The following is a 19,860-nucleotide window of genomic DNA, read 5'->3' on the forward strand; positions in this document are numbered from 1 at the left end:
CGGCTCAGTACTTGTAGAAGCCCTGCCCGCTCTTGCGGCCGATGTCACCCGCGTCCACCATCCGGCGCATCAGCTCCGGCGGCGCGAACTTCTCGTCCTGGGACTCGGTGTAGATGTTGTTGGCGGCGTTCACCAGGATGTCGATGCCGGTGAGGTCGGCGGTGGCGAGCGGGCCCATGGCGTGGCCGAAGCCGAGCTTGCAGGCGATGTCGATGTCCTCGGCGGTGGCGACGCCCGACTCGTGGAGCTTGGCGGCCTCGACGACGAGGGCGGAGATGAGGCGGGTGGTGACGAAGCCGGCGACGTCGCGGTTGACGACGATGCAGGTCTTGCCGACGGACTCGGCGAACGCGCGGGCGGTGGCGAGGGTCTCGTCGCTCGTCTTGTAGCCGCGGACCAGCTCGACGAGCTGCATCATCGGCACGGGCGAGAAGAAGTGGACGCCGACGACGGCCTCGGGGCGCTCGGTCACCGCGGCGATCTTGGTGATCGGGATCGCGGAGGTGTTGGAGGCGAGGACGGCGCCGTCCTTGACGATCTTGTCGAGCGAGCGGAAGATGTCGTGCTTGACGTCGAGGTTCTCGAAGACGGCCTCGACGACGACGTCCGCGTCGGCGACGGCGTCGAGCTCGGTGGTGGCGGTGATCCGGCCGAGCGCGGCCTCGGCGTCCTCGGCGGTGAGCTTGCCCTTGGCGACGAACTTGTCGTACGACGCCTTGATGCCGTCGGTGCCGCGGGTCAGGGCGGCGTCGGTGACGTCACGCAGGACGACGTCCCAGCCCGCCTGTGCGGAGACCTGCGCGATGCCGGATCCCATGAGTCCGGCCCCGATGACGGCGAGCTTCCTGGCCACGATGTTCCACCCCTTTAACGCCTGTTCACTTCTGGCTCTCCGGCGGAGATTAGCGGTCGCGGGGCGCCGTGTGACCGTGAAGTAATGCGCGTCACGCCCTCTTTGACGGACGTCACACTCGCGACACCCCTCGGGCGGGCGGAGGAGGGCTCAGCCCTCGCGCACGGCGTACGTCAGGACCTTCTCGCTCAGCAGCTCCTCGATCTCGTCGAGGAGGACGAGGGCCTCGCGGGAGACGGTGGTCGCCTTGCGTCCGGCGGTCATCTCGCGGGTGATGTAGCCGACGACGGCGCTCTCGATCCAGGTGAGCTGGCCGCCGACGAGCAGCGGCAGCGGGTCGTCGGCGGCCGCGCCGGTCTCCTCGCGCAGGGTGGTCACGACGGCTTCCTGGACCTGGTCCCGCAGGTGGAAGAGGCGGGCCTTGAGGGTGGGCGCGTGCTCGATGACGTTCATGAAGGCGTCGAAGCCGTCCATGAGCCCGTAGGCGGGTGACACGGCCCCGATGTCCTGGCGGAGTTCGCGCAGGACGGCCTGGGCGGCGGACTCGCCCCGGTCGCGGCCGCGGACCATCCGGGCGAGGCGGAGGGTGACGCCGTCCATCCGGTCGAGGAAGAGGTCCTCCTTGGCCGGGAAGTAGTTGTAGACGGTGTTGACGGAGACGTCCGCCGCCTCGGCGACGTCCGCGACGGTCACGCTCGCGAAGCCGTGCTCCAGGAAGAGTCCGGTCGCGATGTCCGAGATCCGCTGTTTCGTCTCGCGCTTCTTGCGTTCCCTGAGTCCCTCGGCCATGGCCTCATCCTAGACTCCCTGAAATTTCGGTGCCTCTGAAATTTTGGAGACGTTGCAAAATTTCAGTGACTCTGTTTTCGTGGTCGTCATGCCCATCATCAGCACCGCCGGGCTCGCCCGGACCTTCCCGACCAGGAACGGCCCCGTGGAGGCCGTCCGAGGGATCGACCTCACCGTCCGGCCCGGCGAGATCCTCGGACTCCTCGGCCCCAACGGCGCCGGCAAGACCACCACCCTCCGAATGCTCACGACGCTCCTCCCGCCCACCGGCGGCGCCGCCACCATCGCCGGCCACGACCTCCTCAAGGAGCCCGCCGCCGTACGTCGGCGCATCGGATACGTCGCCCAGTCCGGCGGCCTCGACCCCCAGGAGACCGTCCGCTCCGAGCTCGTCATGCAGGGCAGGCTCTACGGCCTGGACCGGGCACGCGCCACGGCCCGTGCCGAGGAGCTCGCCGCCGACCTCGGCCTCGGCGAACTCCTCGACCGGAAGACCCCGGCGCTCTCCGGCGGCCAGCGCCGCCGGCTCGACCTCGCCATGGGGCTCACCCACCGCCCGGAGGTCCTCTTCCTCGACGAGCCGACGACCGGCCTCGACCCCGGCAGCCGCGCCGACCTGTGGGCCCTGGTGCGGCGGCTGCGCGACGAGCACGGCACCACCGTCGTCCTCACCACGCACTACCTCGACGAGGCCGACGCGCTCGCCGACCGGCTCGTGATCGTGGACAAGGGCACGGTCGTCGCCGAGGACAGCCCCGCCGGCCTCAAGGCCGCGCACGGCGTGACCACCCTCCAGGAGGCCTTCCTCGCCGCCACCGGCCGCACCCCCGCCCCCGCCGACACCACCCCCGTAGCGGTCTAGGAGACCCGTGATGCTGCTCCACGACACCGCGCTCGTCTTCGGGCGCTACGCCCGCCAGACCCTGCGCTCCCCGTTCCAGATCTTCTTCGGCGCCCTGATGCCCCTGCTCTACCTGCTCTTCTTCGGGCCGCTGCTCACCGGCCTCCCGCTGGGCCGCGAGGGCGACTCCTGGCAGATCCTCGTGCCCGGACTGCTGCTCCAGCTCGGCCTCTTCGGCGCCTCGTTCGCCGGTTTCTCGATCATCATGGAGAAGAACTGGGGCGTGCTCGACCGGATGCGGGTCACCCCGGTCAGCCGGCTCGCCCTGCTGCTCGGCCGGGTCCTGCGGGACGCCGCGCTCTTCGTCTTCCAGGCGGTCCTGCTCGTCCTCGTGGCGATCCCCATGGGCCTGAGGGCGCCGGTCGCCGGGGTCCTCATCGGCTTCGGCTTCGTCGCCCTGCTCTCCGCCGCGCTCGCCTCGCTCTCGTACGCCCTGGCCCTGAAGCTGCGGACCCCGCAGGAGTTCGGGCCCGCGATCAACACGCTCGCGATGCCGGCGATGCTGCTGTCGGGCCTGATGCTGCCGATGGCCCTCGCCCCCGGCTGGCTCGACGTGGTCTCGCACCTCATGCCCTTCCGCTATCTGGTGGACGCGGTCCGGGAGGCGTACATCGGCCACTACACGACGCCGACCATGCTGTACGGGGTGCTGGTCGCCCTCGCCCTGACGGCCCTGGCCGTGACGGTCGGCACACGCACGTTCCGCAGCGCCGGTACGTAACTAGGCTGGACCCATGGTCAATCTGACGCGCATCTACACCCGTACCGGCGACAAGGGCACCACGGCGCTCGGTGACATGAGCCGGACCGCCAAGACGGATCTGCGGATCTCGGCCTACGCCGACGCCAACGAGGCCAACGCCGCCATCGGGACGGCCATCGCCCTCGGGCAGCTCGACGAGGACGTCGTGAAGGTCCTCGTCCGGATCCAGAACGACCTCTTCGACGTGGGCGCCGACCTCTGCACGCCGGTGGTGGAGAACCCCGAGTACCCGCCGCTGCGCGTCGAGCAGGCGTACGTCGACAAGCTGGAGGCCGACTGCGACCGCTTCCTGGAGGAGCTGGAGAAGCTGCGCTCCTTCATCCTGCCGGGCGGCACGCCCGGCGCGGCCCTGCTGCACCAGGCGTGCACGGTGGTCCGGCGGGCGGAGCGCTCCACGTGGGCGGCCCTGGAGGTGCACGGCGAGACGATGAACGCCCTGACCGCCACGTACCTCAACCGGCTATCGGACCTGCTCTTCATCCTTGCCCGTACCGCGAACAAGGAGGTCGGGGACGTGCTCTGGGTGCCGGGCGGGGACCGCTGATCCGGCGTCCGGCTCCCTCTTCTGCCAGACGAGATAGCTGAGCGCGATCAGACCGTGGATGCCGACGGCCCGCCAGGCGCCGTACATCCAGCTCCGCAGGCCGTCGGTGTTCCCGTCGTCGCCGACGTACGCCATGGCGAGGAGCAGCAGGACCGTGGCGACGGCGCCGCCGACGAGCGAGCCCAGCCAGATCCTGCCCTCGTGGCGGGCGTGGGCCAGGCCGTACCGGGGCGGCTTCGGGGGCGGCGGGCCGCCGCCGAGGCGGTGGGCGGCGTGGCCGTCGAGCCATTTCACGGTGCGGTGGCCGTGGCCGACGGTGTAGCCGATGTACAGCGCGGCGAGTCCGTGCTCCCAGCCGGGGTCCGCGCCGTTCTTGAGGTCGATCGCGGTGGCGACGAGGAGCACGAGCTCCAGGACCGGCTCGCAGAGCAGCAGCGCCAGGCCGGTCCGGGGCATCTTCAGGAGATAGCGGGTGGCGAGGCCGGCGGCCAGCAGGACCCAGAAGCCGACCTCGCAGAGCACGATCAGCGTGACGATCACGGCGGTTCCCCCTTCGGTTCCCCTTCAGCGTCCCGTGGGGCCGGGCCCGGTTCGTCGTCGCCGGTGACGAAGTCCGTCTACATCCTTCGACGGAGGGCGGCGCACGCGCGGATCGGCCCGCACGACGAGGTCCACGCGCACGCGGGCGTGTTGGATGAGTACGTGACGCTCCCCCGCCCCCACCGCATCGACCTGTTCATCGCCGCCACCGGCCTGGTCGGCGGGCTGATCCTGTGGTCGTTCGGGCTGTACGTGACGGGGGACCACGTCTTCGGACAGCGCTGGGCGACGCTCGTCCCGCTGGCCGTGATGTCCGGGACGGAGGCCGTGCGCCGCACAGCTCCCCGGGCCGCCCTGATCGTCGGAACCCTCGCGATCGTCGCGGACCAGTTCACCAAGGGGAACCTGGCGACGGTCCTGATGTTCACGGACGTGGTCTACGCGGCCGTGGTGTACGGGCCGCCGGCCTCGGCGCGCCGCATCCCGTACACGACCGGTCTGATCACGGTCGGGATCACGGTCGTCCTGCTGATCTGGTGGCAGAACGCGCTCGCACTCCTCGTCGGGGTGCTCAGCGGCATGATCTCCTTCCTGCCCGCGATCACGGGCGCGATCGTCCGCAACCACCGCGAGGCGGCGGACGCCGCCCGGCTGCGGGCCGAACAGACCGCGCTGCTCGCCGAGATGGACCGGGCGCAGGCGGTGGTGGCCGAGCGGGCCCGGATGGCGCGCGAGCTGCACGACATGGTCGCGAACCACCTCTCGGCGATCGCGATCCACTCCACGGCCGCGCTCTCCCTCGACGAACCGGCCACCACCCGGCGGGCGCTGACGGTGATCCGGGAGAACAGCGTGGCGGGCCTCGCCGAGATGCGGCGGCTCATCGGACTCCTCCGGGACAGCGGCGGGGACGCGGAACCGGGGGCGGTGCCGAGCCTCGACGCCCTGGACGGTCTGCTCGCCCAGGCCCGTACGAACGGCTCGTCCGGCGGCCTGGAGTTCGTCCTCGAGGACACCCGGCGCGCGGGCGGAGCCGCCCTGCCGGCGCCGGTGGAGCTGGCCGCGTACCGGATCGTGCAGGAGTCGCTGACCAATGCGGTCAAGCACGCCTCCCCCGGTACGGTCACCGTACGGGTCGGCCACGGCGACGGGGTCCTGACGGTGGACGTCGACTCGCCGTACGGGAAGCGGCCGGGGCCGGGGGCGCCCGGAACGGGTTCGGGTCTGGTGGGGATGCGGGAGCGCGCCGAGCTGCTCGGCGGGGAGTTCCGGGCGGCGGCCACGGGAGCGGTCTGGCGGGTGCGGGCGGTGCTGCCCGCGGACGAGAAGGCGGGGAGCGCATGACGATCCGGGTGGTCGTGGCCGAGGACCAGTCCGCGGTACGGGCGGGGCTCGTGCTGATCCTGGGCAGCGCGCCGGACATCGAGGTGGTCGGCGAGGCGGCGGACGGCGAGCGGGCGGTGGAGCTGGCCCGCGAACTGCGCCCGGACCTGGTCCTGATGGATGTGCAGATGCCCCGGATGGACGGGGTGACGGCGACCCGTCTGGTGGTGTCGGAGGGCCTCGCCGATGTGCTCGTCCTGACGACGTTCGACCTGGACACCTACGTCTTCGGGGCACTGCGGGCCGGGGCCTCGGGCTTCCTGCTGAAGGACACGGAAGCGAAGGACCTGATCACGGCGGTGCGGACGGTGGCGCGCGGCGAGGGCCTGATCGCCCCGGCGGTGACGCGGCGGCTGATCGCGGAGTTCGCGGCCCCGAGCCGTCCGGTGACGGACTCCGCCGTACTGGATGCGCTGACGCCCCGGGAGCGGGAGGTGCTCTCCGCGCTGGGGCTCGGTCTGTCGAACGCGGAGATCGCGGTACGTCTCGACATGGCGGAGGCGACGGTGAAGACGCACGTCAGCAAGGTGCTGGGGAAGCTGGCGCTGCGGAGCCGGGTCCAAGCGGCGGTGTTGGCGCAGGAGTTGGGGGTTTAGCGGATCTTTGCCGACGTTGGTCTGGACCTCTTGACGATTGGTCCAGACCTTCCTACGCTCGCGGGGCGCGCGCACCTTTCGGACCACCCCCACCCTGTCCGTCCGCAACTTGAGGAGCACCGTTGAGCACTCAAGCACCGACGCGCAGAGCAGGGTTCAGACACCGGACCGCCGCCGGACTGACCGCCCTGATCCTGCCCCTGGCCGCCATGGTCGGCCTCGCCTCCCCCGCCGAAGCCGCCGCCTCGGCCACCGCGACCTACACCAAGCCCCAGGACTGGGGCACCGGCTTCGAGGGCAAGTGGACGGTGAAGAACACCGGCACCACCACCCTCACCTCCTGGACCGTCGAGTGGGACTACCCCTCCGGCACCGCCGTCACCTCCGCCTGGGACGCCACCGTCACCGGCTCCGGCACCCACTGGACCGCCAAGAACGTCGGCTGGAACGGCACCCTCGCCCCCGGCGCCTCCGTCTCCTTCGGCTACAACGGCACCGGCTCCGGCGCACCCACCGGCTGCAAGATCAACGGCGCTCCCTGCGACGGCACCACCCAGCCGGGCGACAACCCGCCCTCGGCCCCCGGCACCCCGGTCGCCTCGAACATCACCGACACCTCGGCGAAGCTCACCTGGACCGCGGCCACCGACGACAAGGGCGTCAAGAACTACGACGTCCTGCGCGACGGCACCAAGGTGACCACCACCACCGGCCTCACGTTCACCGACAGCGGCCTCACGGCGGGCACCAACTACTCGTACACCGTCGTCGCCCGCGACACCATCGACCAGACCGGCCCCGCCGCCGGCCCGGTCGCCGTCCGCACCACCGGCGGAGGCGGCGGCCAGCCCCTCCCGAACGCCGTGAAGATGGGCTACTTCGCCAACTGGGGCGTCTACGGGCGCAACTACCACGTGAAGAACATCGTGACCTCCGGCTCCGCGTCGAAGATCACGCACATCAACTACGCCTTCGGCAACGTCCAGAACGGCAAGTGCACCATCGGCGACGCCTACGCCGACTACGACAAGGCCTACACCGCCGACCAGTCCGTCGACGGCGTCGCCGACACCTGGGACCAGCCGCTGCGCGGCAACTTCAACCAGCTCCGCAAGCTGAAGAAGGCCTACCCGAACATCAAGGTCCTGTGGTCCTTCGGCGGCTGGACCTGGTCCGGCGGCTTCGGCCAGGCCGTGCAGAACCCGACCGCCTTCGCCCAGTCCTGCTACGACCTGGTCGAGGACCCGCGCTGGGCCGACGTCTTCGACGGCATCGACCTGGACTGGGAGTACCCCAACGCCTGCGGCCTGTCCTGCGACACCAGCGGCGCGGCCGCCTTCAAGAACATGATGCAGGCCATGCGCGCCAAGTTCGGTGCCAACAACCTGGTCACCGCGGCCGTCACCGCCGACGCCTCCACGGGCGGCAAGATCGACGCCGCCGACTACGCGGGCGCCGCGCAGTACATGAACTGGTTCAACGTCATGACGTACGACTTCTTCGGCGCCTGGGAGGCGAAGGGTCCGACGGCCCCGCACTCCCCGCTCACCTCGTACGCCGGCATCCCGCAGGCGGGCTTCAACTCCGCCGAGGCGATCGCCAAGTTCAAGGCGAAGGGCGTCCCCGCCAACAAGCTCCTCCTCGGCATCGGCTTCTACGGCCGCGGCTGGACCGGCGTCACCCAGTCCGCCCCCGGCGGCACGGCGACCGGCCCGGCGCAGGGCACGTACGAGCAGGGCATCGAGGACTACAAGGTCCTCAAGAACTCCTGCCCGGCCAACGGCACCGTCGCGGGCACGGCGTACGCCCACTGCGGCACCAACTGGTGGAGCTACGACACCCCCGCCACCGTGAACTCGAAGATGAGCTGGGCCAAGAACCAGGGCCTCGGCGGAGCGTTCTTCTGGGAGTTCAGCGGCGACACCGGCAACGGCGAGCTGGTCGGCGCCATCAACAGCGGCCTGAGCTAGGCACAGCAAAGAAGCGGGGACGGCGCAGCACGCCGTCCCCGCTTCTCCACGTTCTACGCGACATTCACCCTCTGCCCGGGAGGCGCCGCCTCCAGCCAGGCCATGAAACCCGTCCGGGCGTCCTCGCTCATCGCGAGCTCCAGGCGGACGCCCTCGTACATACAGGGCTGGATCACGGCGTCGGAGAGCAGCGCGAGCTCCTCCTCGCCCTCCGGCATCCGGCGCTCCAGGGCCACGATGGAGGAGCGCTCCAGGACCCGGCGCGGGCGGGGCGCGTACGAGAAGACACGGAACCAGGAGATCTCGTCACCGCTGTAGCGGGCGACGCCGTACACCCAGCCCTTGCCGGTCGGATCCGGCTCGTCGGGGACGTCCCAGCGCAGCGAACAGTCGAAGGTGCCGCCGGCGCGCTGGATCAGTCTGCGGCGCAAGCCGAAGACGAAGAGCCCGATCACCACCAGTGCGACGACCAGGCCGCACACGAGCAGAGCGAGGAACATCTTCACCGACCTCCTCGCTGCGTCCCGTAGCCGGCACCGCCGGCAGAACCGAATACGACCTGCATCTGCATCGCCTCAGCCGCGACACGCTCCGGAGTATTCCGGACCGTGCCGCGGCTGAGGGCACTACTACTCGGCGCGGACCGTCAGCGGACCGCTACCGCGCGCAGCCGGACCTCGGCGCGCCGCTCGGCGGCGGCGTCGGAGTCCGTCTTCGCACGCTCCAGCGCGCGCTCGGCGCGCTGGGCGTCGATCTCGTCCGCCAGCTCGCAGATCTCCGCGAGCAGAGACAGCTTGTCGTCGGCGAACGAGATGAATCCGCCGTGGACAGCGGCGACGATCGTGCCGCTCTCCTTCGTACGGATGGTCACCGGGCCCGACTCCAGCACACCGAGCAGCGGCTGGTGGCCGGGCATGACGCCGATGTCGCCGGAGGTGGTACGCGCGATGACCAGGGTGGCCTCGCCGGACCAGACACTCCGGTCCGCGGCGACCAGCTCGACGTGCAGCTCAGCAGCCAAGGGTGGCTCCTCGGGTCACCACCCGGCGGTCGTGCCGGGTGTTGGGGTCAATTCTAGGGGGCGTGGAGAGGGGGACGGGACGGATCCCGTCCCCCTCGGGCGAGCACGGGGCTCAGGAGACGCCGAGCTCCTTGGCGTTGTTCTTGAGGTCCTCAAGGCCACCGCACATGAAGAACGCCTGCTCCGGGAAGTGGTCGAACTCACCGTCGCAGATCGCGTTGAACGCGGCGATCGACTCGTCGAGCGGAACGTCCGAACCGTCCACACCGGTGAACTGCTTCGCCGCGTGGGTGTTCTGGGACAGGAAGCGCTCGACACGGCGGGCGCGGTGGACAACGAGCTTGTCCTCCTCGCTCAGCTCGTCGATACCGAGGATCGCGATGATGTCCTGGAGGTCCTTGTACTTCTGCAGGATGCCCTTGACCCGCGAGGCGGTGTCGTAGTGGTCCTGCGCGATGTAGCGCGGGTCCAGGATCCGGGACGTGGAGTCCAGCGGGTCCACGGCCGGGTAGATGCCCTTCTCGGAGATCGGACGGGAGAGAACCGTCGTCGCGTCGAGGTGGGCGAAGGTGGTCGCCGGCGCCGGGTCGGTGAGGTCGTCGGCGGGGACGTAGATCGCCTGCATCGAGGTGATCGAGTGACCACGGGTCGAGGTGATGCGCTCCTGGAGGAGACCCATCTCGTCGGCCAGGTTCGGCTGGTAACCCACCGCGGAGGGCATACGGCCGAGCAGGGTCGAGACCTCGGAACCGGCCTGCGTGAAGCGGAAGATGTTGTCGATGAAGAACAGCACGTCCTGCTTCTGCACATCGCGGAAGTACTCCGCCATGGTCAGACCGGCGAGGGCGACGCGGAGACGGGTGCCCGGGGGCTCGTCCATCTGGCCGAAGACCAGCGCGGTCTTGTCCAGAACGCCGGACTCTTCCATTTCCGCGATGAGGTCGTTGCCCTCACGGGTGCGCTCGCCGACGCCGGCGAAGACGGAAACGCCCTCGTGCAGCTTGGCCACACGCATGATCATTTCCTGGATCAGAACGGTCTTGCCGACACCGGCACCACCGAACAGACCGATCTTTCCACCCTTGACGTACGGGGTGAGAAGGTCGACGACCTTCAGGCCGGTCTCGAACATCTCGGTCTTCGACTCGAGGTCCGCGAATGCCGGGGCCTTGCGGTGGATGGACCAGCGCTCGCCGACCTCCGCCTCCGCCTCGGGCTCGTTCAGGATCTGGCCCAGCGTGTTGAACACGCGACCCTTGGTGACGTCGCCGACGGGCACCGTGATGCCGTCGCCGGTGTCGACCACGGGGGCCTGGCGGACCAGACCGTCGGTGGGCTGCATCGAGATGGTACGGACGATGCCGTCACCGAGGTGCTGCGCGACCTCGAGGGTCAGCGTCTTGATCGCGCCCTCCTCGGCCGGGTCGGCGACCTGGACGTGCAGGGCGTTGTAGATCTCCGGCATCGCGTCGACGGGGAACTCCACGTCGACGACCGGGCCGATGACCCGGGCGACGCGGCCCGTGGCGGCGGCCGTCTCAACAGTGGTCGTCATTACTTGTCACTCCCCGCGGTCGCGTCGGCCAGGGCTGCGGTGCCACCGACGATCTCGCTGATTTCCTGGGTGATTTCGGCCTGGCGGGCCGCGTTGGCAAGTCGGGAGAGGTTGTTGATCAAGTCTCCCGCGTTGTCGGTCGCCGACTTCATCGCGCGGCGCGTGGCGGCGTGCTTGGAGGCAGCCGACTGGAGCAGCGCGTTGTAGATCCGGCTCTCGACGTAGCGCGGCAGAAGGGCGTCGAGGACGTCCTCCGCCGACGGCTCGAAGTCGTACAGCGGACGGAGAGCGTCCGGCTCGCCGGCCTCCTTCGCCACCTCGTCGAGGCTGAGGGGCAGCAGCCGGGCCTCGATCGCCGTCTGGGTCATCATCGAGACGAACTCGGTGTAGACGATGTGGAGCTCGTCCACACCACCCTCGGCCGTGTCCTTCTCGATCGCCTCGATCAGCGGTGCCGCGATCTTCTTGGCGTCCGCGTACGTGGGCTCGTCCGTGAAGCCGGTCCACGTGTCGGTCAGCTTCCGCTCACGGAAGTTGAAGTGCGCGACACCACGGCGACCGACGACGTAGATGTCGACCGCCCGGCCCTCGCCCTCCAGCTTCGCGATGAGCTTCTCCGCCGCCTTGATGGCGTTGGAGTTGAAGGCACCGGCCAGACCGCGGTCGCTCGAGAGGAGCAGGACCGCGGCACGGCTCGGGTTCTCCGCCTCGGTGGTCAGCGGGTGCTTGTCGTTCGCACCCGTGGCCACCGCCGTGACCGCGCGCGTGAGCTCGGTCGCGTACGGAGTCGACGCCTGCACCTTGCGCTGCGCCTTGACGACACGCGAGGCGGCGATCATCTCCATCGCCTTGGTGATCTTCTTCGTCGCGGTGACGGATTTGATGCGACGCTTGTAGACCCGGAGCTGCGCTCCCATGAGTCAGGTCCCTTCCGTCGTCACTTCGAGACGTTGACGGCGGGAGCGTCTGCGCCGAGCAGCTTGCCGTCAGAGGTCTCGAACTGCTTCTTGAACTCCGCGATGGCGTCGCCGACGGACTGGAGCGTGTCGTCCGACATCTTGCCGCCCTCACGGATGGAGGTCATGAGGCCCGAGTGGTTCTGGCGGAGGTACGCCAGCATCTCGGCCTCGAAGCGACGGATGTCGGCGACCGGGACGTCGTCCATCTTGCCGGTGGTGCCGGCCCAGACGGAGACGACCTGGTTCTCGGTCGGCATCGGCTGGTACTGAGCCTGCTTGAGCAGCTCGACCATGCGCTGACCGCGCTCCAGCTGCGCCTTCGACGCGGCGTCCAGGTCGGAACCGAAGGCGGCGAACGCCTCGAGCTCACGGAACTGGGCCAGGTCGACACGGAGGCGACCGGAGATCTGCTTCATCGCCTTGTGCTGGGCGGAGCCACCGACACGGGAGACCGAGATACCGACGTTCAGGGCCGGACGCTGGCCGGCGTTGAACAGGTCGGACTCCAGGAAGCACTGGCCGTCGGTGATGGAGATGACGTTGGTCGGGATGAACGCGGAGACGTCGTTGGCCTTCGTCTCGACGATCGGCAGACCGGTCATCGAACCGGCACCCAGCTCGTCCGAGAGCTTCGCGCAGCGCTCGAGGAGACGGGAGTGCAGGTAGAAGACGTCACCCGGGTAGGCCTCACGGCCCGGCGGGCGGCGCAGCAGCAGCGACACGGCGCGGTAGGCGTCGGCCTGCTTCGACAGGTCGTCGAAGACGATCAGGACGTGCTTGCCCTGGTACATCCAGTGCTGACCGATGGCGGAACCGGTGTACGGCGCCAGGTACTTGAAGCCGGCCGGGTCGGACGCCGGGGCGGCGACGATCGTCGTGTACTCGAGCGCACCGGCCTCTTCCAGGGCGCCGCGAACGGACGCGATGGTCGAGCCCTTCTGGCCGACGGCGACGTAGATGCAGCGGACCTGCTTGTTCACGTCGCCCGAGCGCCAGTTGTCGCGCTGGTTGATGATGGTGTCGACACAGAGCGCGGTCTTGCCGGTCTGACGGTCACCGATGATCAGCTGACGCTGACCACGGCCGACCGGCGTCATGGCGTCGACGGCCTTGTAGCCGGTCTCCATCGGCTCGTGCACCGACTTACGGGCCATAACGCCCGGGGCCTGCAGCTCGAGGGCACGGCGGCCCTCGGTCGCGATCTCGCCGAGACCGTCGATCGGGTTACCGAGCGGGTCGACGACGCGACCCAGGTAGCCCTCACCGACGCCTACGGAGAGGACCTCGCCGGTGCGCTGCACCGACTGACCCTCCTCGATGCCGCTGAACTCGCCGAGGACGATGGCACCGATCTCGCGCTCCTCGAGGTTGAGGGCGAGACCGAGGGTGCCGTCCTCGAACTTCAGCAGCTCGTTCGCCATGGCCGAGGGAAGACCCTCGACCTTCGCGATACCGTCACCGGCCAGGCTGACCGTGCCGACCTCCTCGCGCGAGGCCGCGTCCGGCTGGTACGACTGGACGAAGTTCTCCAGTGCGTCCCGGATCTCCTCCGGCCGGATCGTGAGCTCCGCCATCTGGGTTCCCTGCTCTCCTTGTTGGGCCCGAAGTTTCTTAAGGGGTCTGGGGGCCGACCCCCAGGAATCTTCTGCAATCTCTGCACGGCCCAACCGGGCCGCTGGTGATGCTGTGTTGCTGTGCTGCCTTGTGCTGCTGTGGTCGCTGCCGTCAGCCGGCGAGTCGACGGGTCGCCTCGCCGAGGCGCTCCGCGATGGAGCCGTCGATGATCTCGTCACCGACGCGCACCGTGATCCCGCCGAGGACCGCGGGGTCCACGTCCAGGTTCAGGTGCATCTCGCGGCCGTACAGCTTCGCCAGTACGGCACCGAGGCGCTGCTTCTGCCGGTCCGACAGCGGCACCGCCGAGGTGACGACGGCGACCATCCGGTCCCGGCGCGCCGCGGCGAGCTTGGACAGGGACTCGAGTCCCGCTTCCAGGCTACGTCCCCGGGGCTGGGTCACCAGACGGACGACCAGACGCTCGGTGGTCGCGTGGGCCTTGCCGCCGAGCAGGCTGCGCAGCAGCGCGCCCTTCGCGGTGGCCGTGGCGGCCTTGTCCGTCAGCGCCGAACGCAGCTCGGTGCTGGAGGACACGATCCGGCCGAACCGGAACAGCTCGTCCTCGACGTCGTCGAGGACGCCCGCTTTCTGCGCCGCGGTGAGGTCGGCGGTGTTCGCCAGCTCCTCGGTCGCGTCGACGAGGTCACGCGAGCGCGACCAGCGGGAACGCACCATGCCGGAGACCAGGTCGACGGTCTCGCCGCCCACCTGTCCACGCAGGAGTCGCTGCGCGAGCTCGGCCTTGGCCTCACCCGACTGCGCGGGGTCGGTCAGGACCCGGCGCAGCGACACCTCGCGGTCGAGCAGCACGGTGACGGCGGCCAGCTCGTCCGCGAGCTTCTTCGCGTCGACCGGGGTGTTGTCGGTCAGCGCGTCGAGGGACTCACGGGCGGCGGACAGTGCCTCGCGGCTCGCTCCGTTCATCGGACAGCCTCGGCCTTCTCCTCGAGCTCGTCGAGGAAGCGGTCGATGGTGCGGCTCTGGCGGGCGGCGTCCTCGAGGGACTCGCCGACCAGCTTGCCGGCCAGGTCGGTCGCGAGCTTGCCCACGTCCTGGCGCAGCGACGCGGACGCGGCCTTGCGGTCGGCCTCGATCTGCGTGTGGCCGGCCGCGATGATCTCCTCGCGCTGGCGCTGGCCTTCCGCCTTCATCTCCTGGATGATCGCGGTGCCCTGCTCCGTCGCCTCCTGGCGAAGACGCGCGGCCTCGTGGCGGGCCTCGGCGAGCTGGGCCTTGTACTGCTCCAGCACACTCTGAGCCTCGATCTGGGCCGACTCGGCCTTCTCGATGCCACCCTCGATGGCCTCGCGGCGCTCGTCCAGAACCTTGTTGATGTTCGGGAGGAGCTTCTTGGCGAGGAAGCCGAAGACGATGACGAAGGCGATCAGGCCGATGACGAGCTCGTCGAGATGCGGGATCAGAGGAGGCTGAGGCTCCTCCGCTGCCGCAAGAAGCAGAGCGTTCACATCAGTGCCTTCCGTAAAAAGAATCGGGCAGTCGGTCCGGCTTACTGGTAGACGAAGCCCATGACGATGCCGATGAGGGCGAGCGCCTCACAGAAGGCGAAGCCCATGATCTGGTTGGTACGGATGAGACCGGCGGCCTCGGGCTGGCGGGCGAGCGCCTGCGTACCGTTACCGAAGATGATGCCGACGCCGACGCCGGGGCCGATCGCGGCGAGGCCGTAACCGATCGACGCGACGTTGCCGACGACGTTCTCCTTGGCGCCGGCGGCGAGGTTGACCATGTCGAGAGCAGCGGACATGCCGTTACTTCCTTCTCTTTCAATGACCCGGTGGGGGTTGGCCACCGGACGACTGATGGTTTCGGGGGTGGAGCTACGGAACGGGTGCGGCTCAGTGGTGCTCGGAGAGCGCGCCCTGGACGTAGCTGCAGGCCAGGAGGACGAAGACGTACGCCTGGACGGCCTGGATGAAGAGCTCGAAGGCGGTCATCACGAGGACCATCACGAACGAGGCGCCGGCGTAGACGAAGCCCAGGCCGTTCATGAGGTACCAGGTGGCCAGCGAGAACATCACGATCAGCAGGTGACCGGCGAACATGTTCGCGAACAGTCGCACCGCGTGCGTGAAGGGCCGGATCAGCAGGTTCGAGAAGAACTCGAGGACGACGACCATCGGGAGGATGGCACCGAGGGACTTGTCGTAGCCGACGATGTTCTTCCAGCCGCCCACGAAGCCGTGCTTCTTGAAGGTGAGCGAGATCCACATGACGTACACGATCAGCGCGAGACCGGCCGGGAAGGCGATCAGCGAGGTGACCGGGAACTGGGCGAGCGGAATGATCGACCAGAGGTTCATGATCCAGACGAAGAAGAACAGCGACACCATGAAGGGGACGTACTTCTCGCCGTCCTTCTTGCCGATGATCTCGTAGACGATGCCGCGGCGCACGAAGTCGTAGCCGGCCTCACCGACCATCTGCATCTTGCCGGGGATCAGCTTGGGCTTGTTGAAGGCGGCCCAGAAGAACCCGACGACCACGATGGAGCCCAGCAGAGCGAGCAGCATCGGCTTGGTGATGTCGATGCCCCCCACCGTCGCGATGGGCTCGTACATGAACGTGTGCAGGCCCGGCGCCGGGAAGCCACATCCACTGAAGATGTGGCAATCCGGGTCGAAGGCAAGCGTCTGGTCAGCACTCACCGCGGGCTCCTTCAGCGTGGCGCATAGGTACGGCAACCTCGTTGTGTCGGCGCGGCGCGCAGCCGCGGGTCGGCACTGGACTGGTCTTACGGATAAGGGGGCGGCGGTTCGGCATCGAGCCTCTCGCTGGGACAGGCGCCGTTTCGGATGCCCGCGTCCGCAGTGCCGCAGTTGGCACCGGACGATAGCAGGAAGCCGAACTCGGCTTTATCCCGGCCCTACCCTTCACGACTTCGGCCCCGAGTTTCCGGGGTCGATGTACGTGATCTTGGCCTTCATGTAGGCCCGGGCCTGTGCGGCGACCCACACCACGGTCGTCGCGAGCAGCGTGAAGGCGAAGGCCTTGAAGTCGAACAGGGTCGTGTTCTTCAGCAAGGCCAGGAAGATGAAGAGCACCAGCAGCTGGGCCGTGTAGAGCATGAGCCCCATGGCCTGGAAGAGGTGCGGAAGCGACTTCGCCGTCCGCTGGAGAACCAGCTGCCCGATCCCCATGAAGAGGATGACCACCAGGGTGCCGACGACGGCACCGATCGCACCCTTGCCACCGGCGACCACCCCGCTGACCACCGTGGCGATGGCGCCGACGGCTGCGGAGGGTACGGCGGTGTGCAGAAGGATGCGTGCGTCGTTCGACGGCATGGCGGTGTCTCCGCTTGCTCTGGAGGGGGCGATGGTGTCGTCATGGACGAGCGTAAGCCCGGTCCGAGGTGGGTCTCGGGGCCAACAGACCGTCGCACTACGGTCTTTCGGCACTGTCGCCGGGTCTCGTGAACCGTATCACAAACTATTTGAATAGGTCTTTACCCATAAGGTGTGCCAACGGTCACACATGAGAGTTACCCCGCGCGTGTGTGCGCGACAGCGGGGCACCTTGTCTGCTATTGGCCCCGGATGGGGCTTTCGTCAACCGCGCGCCCCGGCCTTACTTCTGTCGGTGAAGCGCGAACGGTGACCGATGGCGGTCGCCCCGTTGACCCCGGCGGGCACGGGCTCCCGCTCCTCCTCGGCGGACTCGACGGAGTCGGGGGACTCCGTCGTCACGGCGGCCGGCTTGCGGCGGCGGTAGCGGGGCGGCACCACGGACTGGGCCCAGCGCGGGGCGCGCGGCGTGAAGCGCGGCAGCAGGAGCAGCACCAGACCGATCGCGCTGAGCGCGACGACGCCGAGGACGATCCACATCGAGGTCGAGTGGACCGAGTAGGCCAGCGTGCCGAAGGCGATGAGCGCCGACCAGAAGTACATGATCAGCACCGCGCGACTGTGCGAGTGCCCGATCTCCAGGAGCCGGTGGTGCAGGTGGCCGCGGTCGGCCGCGAACGGCGACTGCCCCTTCCACGTGCGGCGCACGATCGCGAGGACCAGGTCGGCCATCGGGATCGCGATGATGGTCAGCGGCAGGACCAGCGGGATGAAGACCGGCAGGGCGGCGTGCGTGGCCTGCCGGGTCGAGCCCTCGAAGATCTTCAGCGCGTCCGGGTCGACCTGGCCCGTGATCGAGATCGCGGAGGCCGCCAGGATCAGACCGATCAGCATCGAGCCCGAGTCGCCCATGAAGATGCGCGCCGGGTGCATGTTGTGCGGCAGGAAGCCCAGGCACATGCCCATGAGGATGGCGGCGAAGAGGGTCGCGGGGGCGGCCGCCTCGATCGTGTAGCCGTACCAGAGGCGGTACGCGTACAGGAAGAAGGCCGCGGCGGCGATGCAGACCATACCGGCGGCGAGGCCGTCGAGGCCGTCGACGAAGTTCACGGCGTTGATGGTGAGGACCACCAGGGCGACCGTGAGGAGCGTGCCCTGCCAGGGGGTGAGGGCGACCGTGCCGACGCCGGGGATCGGCAGCCACAGGATCGTCAGACCCTGCGCGACCATCACGCCCGCCGAGATCATCTGCGCGCCCAGCTTGATGAGCGCGTCCAGCTCGAACTTGTCGTCGAGGACGCCGATCAGCCAGATCAGGGCGGCGCCGGAGAGCAGCGCGCGGGGCTCGTTGGACTGCTCGAAGACGCTGTTCAGGTTCTGCAGGTGGTCGGCGACGAGCAGTCCCGCGCACAGCCCGAAGAACATGGCGATGCCACCGAGCCGCGGAGTCGGTTCTCGGTGCACGTCGCGGGCGCGGATCTCCGGCATCGCGCCGGTCGCGATGGCGAACTTCCGCACCGGACCGGTGAGCAGATAGGTCACCGCGGCCGTGACACAGAGCGTCAGCAGGTAATCACGCACGGGCTGCCCCACAGGAATCGCTGGCCATCTCAGCCCCACACCCTAGCCGTGCCGTCCATGTGGTCTGAGACACCGGGGCCCCCCGAACGGTTGCGCTCGGGCTCCCGTCAGCGCCCATACGGGGGAAATCGGGAGGTCAGCTCCCGTACTTCCGCGCGTACCCGGGCCGTTTCCCCGGGGTCATCCCGCAACGCGACGGTGAACAGTGCGGCAATTCTCGCCATCTCCGGGGCGCCCATCCCCTGCGTGGTGACGGCCGCGGTGCCGAGCCGGATCCCGCGGCCCTCCCCGTGCGGCAGGGCGCAGGTGTCGAGCACGATGCCGGCGGCGGCGAGCCGGGCGCGGGCGGTGCGCCCCTCGACGCCGAGGGGCGCCGGGTCGGCGGTGATGAGGTGGGTGTCGGTGCCGCCGGTGGTCACCGCGAAGCCCTCGGCGGCGAGCGCGGCCGCGAGGACCCCGGCGTGTTCGACCACCTGATGGGCGTACGCCGTGAACGCCGGTGTGGACGCCTCGCCGAAGGCCACCGCCTTGGCCGCGATCGTGTGCATCTGGGCGCCGCCCTGCGTGAACGGGAACACCGCCCGGTCGACCTGGGCCGCGAGCTCCTCGCCGCACAGGATCATTCCGCCGCGCGGCCCGCGCAGCACCTTGTGGGTGGTCGCGCAGACCACGTCGGCGTACGGGACGGGGCTGGGGGCCGCTCCCCCGGCGACCAGGCCGATGGGATGGGCGGCGTCGGCGATCAGATACGCCCCGACCTCGTCGGCGATCTCCCGGAAGAGGGCGTAGTCGAGGTGGCGGGGGTACGAGATCGACCCGCAGACGATCGCCTTGGGCCGGTGGTGGCGGGCGAGCGCGGCGACCTGCTCGTAGTCGACGAGCCCGGTCTCGGCGTCGACGCCGTACGGGACGAAGTCGAACCAGCGGCCGGAGAAGTTCGCGGGCGAACCGTGCGTGAGGTGCCCGCCGTGGCCGAGCCCCATGGCCAGGACCGTGTCACCGGGCCTGAGAAGGGCCGCGTACGCCGCCAGGACGGCCGAGGAGCCGGAGTGGGACTGCACGTTCGCGTGGTCCGCTCCGAAGAGCGCGGTGGCCCGCTCGACGGCGATCCGCTCGACCGCGTCGGCATACTCGCAGCCGCCGTGGTGCCGGGCGCCGGGATACCCCTCCGCGTACTTGTTGGCGAGCGGCGAGCCGAGCGCGGCGAGCACCGCCGGCGACGTGAAGTTCTCGGCCGCGATCAGCTGCAGACTGTCGGCCTGCCGCCGCGCCTCGCCGAGCAGCACGTCGGCGACCTCGGGGTCCTGCCGACGCAGGACGTCGAGCTCCTCATCGGGCGGCGCGGTGACGGACATGGCTGACTCCGGACGTGGAGGGATGTCGACGTGGAGGGATGTCAGCACCAATGTAGGCAGCCGCACCCCGCCCCGCCTGTTGAACGTGCCGATCCCCGCCGCGCCCCTCGCACCCCTCGGCCCCGAGG

General features: G+C 69.3%; 21 protein-coding genes. 6 read left to right on the forward strand and 15 right to left on the reverse strand.

The window, feature by feature from the left end; all coding sequences use genetic code 11:
* Window positions 1–4 precede the first annotated feature (4 nt).
* Window positions 5–853: a 3-hydroxyacyl-CoA dehydrogenase family protein gene (locus BLW86_RS12150; RefSeq protein ID WP_093874058.1), complete on the reverse strand. Its 849-nt coding sequence runs from the start codon at window positions 851–853 to the stop codon at window positions 5–7.
* A 150-nt stretch (window positions 854–1,003) separates the two neighbouring features.
* The gene (locus BLW86_RS12155) at window positions 1,004–1,642 is read right to left on the reverse strand and encodes a TetR/AcrR family transcriptional regulator (RefSeq protein WP_093874059.1); all 639 of its coding nucleotides are present in this window, start codon (window positions 1,640–1,642) and stop codon (window positions 1,004–1,006) included.
* Between the two features lie 88 nt (window positions 1,643–1,730).
* On the opposite strand from BLW86_RS12155, the gene BLW86_RS12160 reads away from it, so the two are divergent.
* The 3 genes from BLW86_RS12160 to BLW86_RS12170 are packed head-to-tail and all read left to right on the forward strand — an operon-like array spanning window position 1,731 to window position 3,850.
* Window positions 1,731–2,504 (forward strand): ABC transporter ATP-binding protein, encoded by a 774-nt coding sequence (locus BLW86_RS12160; RefSeq protein WP_093878621.1) that lies wholly within the window; start codon window positions 1,731–1,733, stop codon window positions 2,502–2,504.
* 10 nt (window positions 2,505–2,514) lie between these two features.
* A complete protein-coding gene (locus BLW86_RS12165; protein WP_093874060.1) occupies window positions 2,515–3,264 on the forward strand; it encodes an ABC transporter permease in 750 nt (249 codons plus the stop codon).
* Between the two features lie 13 nt (window positions 3,265–3,277).
* Window positions 3,278–3,850 carry a cob(I)yrinic acid a,c-diamide adenosyltransferase gene (locus BLW86_RS12170; protein WP_093874061.1) on the forward strand — a complete coding sequence of 191 codons (573 nt, stop codon included), beginning with the start codon at window positions 3,278–3,280 and terminating at the stop codon, window positions 3,848–3,850.
* Here the strand turns inward: BLW86_RS12170 and BLW86_RS12175 are convergent.
* Window positions 3,767–4,390 carry a hypothetical protein gene (locus tag BLW86_RS12175; protein WP_093874062.1) on the reverse strand — a complete coding sequence of 208 codons (624 nt, stop codon included), beginning with the start codon at window positions 4,388–4,390 and terminating at the stop codon, window positions 3,767–3,769. The genes BLW86_RS12170 and BLW86_RS12175 overlap by 84 nt on opposite strands.
* 162 nt (window positions 4,391–4,552) lie before the next feature.
* On the opposite strand from BLW86_RS12175, the gene BLW86_RS12180 reads away from it, so the two are divergent.
* The 3 genes from BLW86_RS12180 to BLW86_RS12190 all read left to right on the forward strand — a co-directional run bounded on the left by BLW86_RS12180 (window position 4,553) and on the right by BLW86_RS12190 (window position 8,339).
* Window positions 4,553–5,734 (forward strand): sensor histidine kinase, encoded by a 1,182-nt coding sequence (locus BLW86_RS12180; RefSeq protein ID WP_093878622.1) that lies wholly within the window; start codon window positions 4,553–4,555, stop codon window positions 5,732–5,734.
* On the forward strand, window positions 5,731–6,369 hold the full coding sequence (locus BLW86_RS12185) for a response regulator (protein WP_093874063.1): 639 nt from the start codon (window positions 5,731–5,733) through the stop codon (window positions 6,367–6,369). The genes BLW86_RS12180 and BLW86_RS12185 overlap by 4 nt, the downstream gene beginning before the upstream one ends.
* A 209-nt stretch (window positions 6,370–6,578) precedes the next feature.
* A complete protein-coding gene (locus BLW86_RS12190) occupies window positions 6,579–8,339 on the forward strand; it encodes a glycoside hydrolase family 18 chitinase (RefSeq protein WP_093874064.1) in 1,761 nt (586 codons plus the stop codon).
* Window positions 8,340–8,392: 53 nt separating this feature from the next.
* Here the strand turns inward: BLW86_RS12190 and BLW86_RS12195 are convergent, their stop codons facing one another.
* The 12 genes from BLW86_RS12195 to glyA form a co-directional block, all read right to left on the reverse strand.
* Window positions 8,393–8,839 carry a DUF2550 domain-containing protein gene (locus BLW86_RS12195; RefSeq protein WP_030688906.1) on the reverse strand — a complete coding sequence of 149 codons (447 nt, stop codon included), beginning with the start codon at window positions 8,837–8,839 and terminating at the stop codon, window positions 8,393–8,395.
* A 146-nt stretch (window positions 8,840–8,985) separates the two neighbouring features.
* The gene (locus BLW86_RS12200; protein ID WP_093874065.1) at window positions 8,986–9,360 is read right to left on the reverse strand and encodes a F0F1 ATP synthase subunit epsilon; all 375 of its coding nucleotides are present in this window, start codon (window positions 9,358–9,360) and stop codon (window positions 8,986–8,988) included.
* A gap of 112 nt (window positions 9,361–9,472) precedes the next feature.
* Complete coding sequence (atpD, locus tag BLW86_RS12205; RefSeq protein ID WP_093874066.1) at window positions 9,473–10,915, reverse strand: F0F1 ATP synthase subunit beta; 1,443 nt, start codon at window positions 10,913–10,915, stop codon at window positions 9,473–9,475.
* Window positions 10,915–11,832: a F0F1 ATP synthase subunit gamma gene (locus BLW86_RS12210; protein ID WP_093874067.1), complete on the reverse strand. Its 918-nt coding sequence runs from the start codon at window positions 11,830–11,832 to the stop codon at window positions 10,915–10,917. Before BLW86_RS12210 ends, atpD begins: the two co-directional genes overlap by 1 nt.
* Before the next feature lie 20 nt (window positions 11,833–11,852).
* The gene (atpA, locus tag BLW86_RS12215) at window positions 11,853–13,448 is read right to left on the reverse strand and encodes a F0F1 ATP synthase subunit alpha (RefSeq protein ID WP_093874068.1); all 1,596 of its coding nucleotides are present in this window, start codon (window positions 13,446–13,448) and stop codon (window positions 11,853–11,855) included.
* A 151-nt stretch (window positions 13,449–13,599) separates the two neighbouring features.
* Window positions 13,600–14,415 (reverse strand): F0F1 ATP synthase subunit delta, encoded by an 816-nt coding sequence (locus tag BLW86_RS12220; RefSeq protein ID WP_093874069.1) that lies wholly within the window; start codon window positions 14,413–14,415, stop codon window positions 13,600–13,602.
* Window positions 14,412–14,957, reverse strand: a complete 546-nt coding sequence (locus BLW86_RS12225) for a F0F1 ATP synthase subunit B (protein WP_030688900.1) — start codon at window positions 14,955–14,957, stop codon at window positions 14,412–14,414. The genes BLW86_RS12220 and BLW86_RS12225 overlap by 4 nt, the downstream gene beginning before the upstream one ends.
* A 41-nt stretch (window positions 14,958–14,998) precedes the next feature.
* On the reverse strand, window positions 14,999–15,256 hold the full coding sequence (atpE, locus tag BLW86_RS12230; protein ID WP_093874070.1) for an ATP synthase F0 subunit C: 258 nt from the start codon (window positions 15,254–15,256) through the stop codon (window positions 14,999–15,001).
* 91 nt (window positions 15,257–15,347) lie between these two features.
* Window positions 15,348–16,157 carry a F0F1 ATP synthase subunit A gene (atpB, locus tag BLW86_RS12235; RefSeq protein WP_093874071.1) on the reverse strand — a complete coding sequence of 270 codons (810 nt, stop codon included), beginning with the start codon at window positions 16,155–16,157 and terminating at the stop codon, window positions 15,348–15,350.
* 225 nt (window positions 16,158–16,382) lie between these two features.
* On the reverse strand, window positions 16,383–16,796 hold the full coding sequence (locus tag BLW86_RS12240) for a Cg1360 family ATP-synthase-associated protein (protein ID WP_093874072.1): 414 nt from the start codon (window positions 16,794–16,796) through the stop codon (window positions 16,383–16,385).
* Window positions 16,797–17,060: 264 nt separating this feature from the next.
* On the reverse strand, window positions 17,061–18,377 hold the full coding sequence (locus tag BLW86_RS12245; protein WP_093874073.1) for an MraY family glycosyltransferase: 1,317 nt from the start codon (window positions 18,375–18,377) through the stop codon (window positions 17,061–17,063).
* Between the two features lie 107 nt (window positions 18,378–18,484).
* Entirely contained in the window at window positions 18,485–19,732 is a 1,248-nt protein-coding gene (gene glyA / locus BLW86_RS12250; RefSeq protein WP_093874074.1) for a serine hydroxymethyltransferase, read from the reverse strand.
* Between the last annotated feature and the right edge of the window lie 128 nt (window positions 19,733–19,860).

Source organism: Streptomyces sp. TLI_105, assembly GCF_900105415.1.
Classification (GTDB): Bacteria; Actinomycetota; Actinomycetes; order Streptomycetales; family Streptomycetaceae; genus Streptomyces.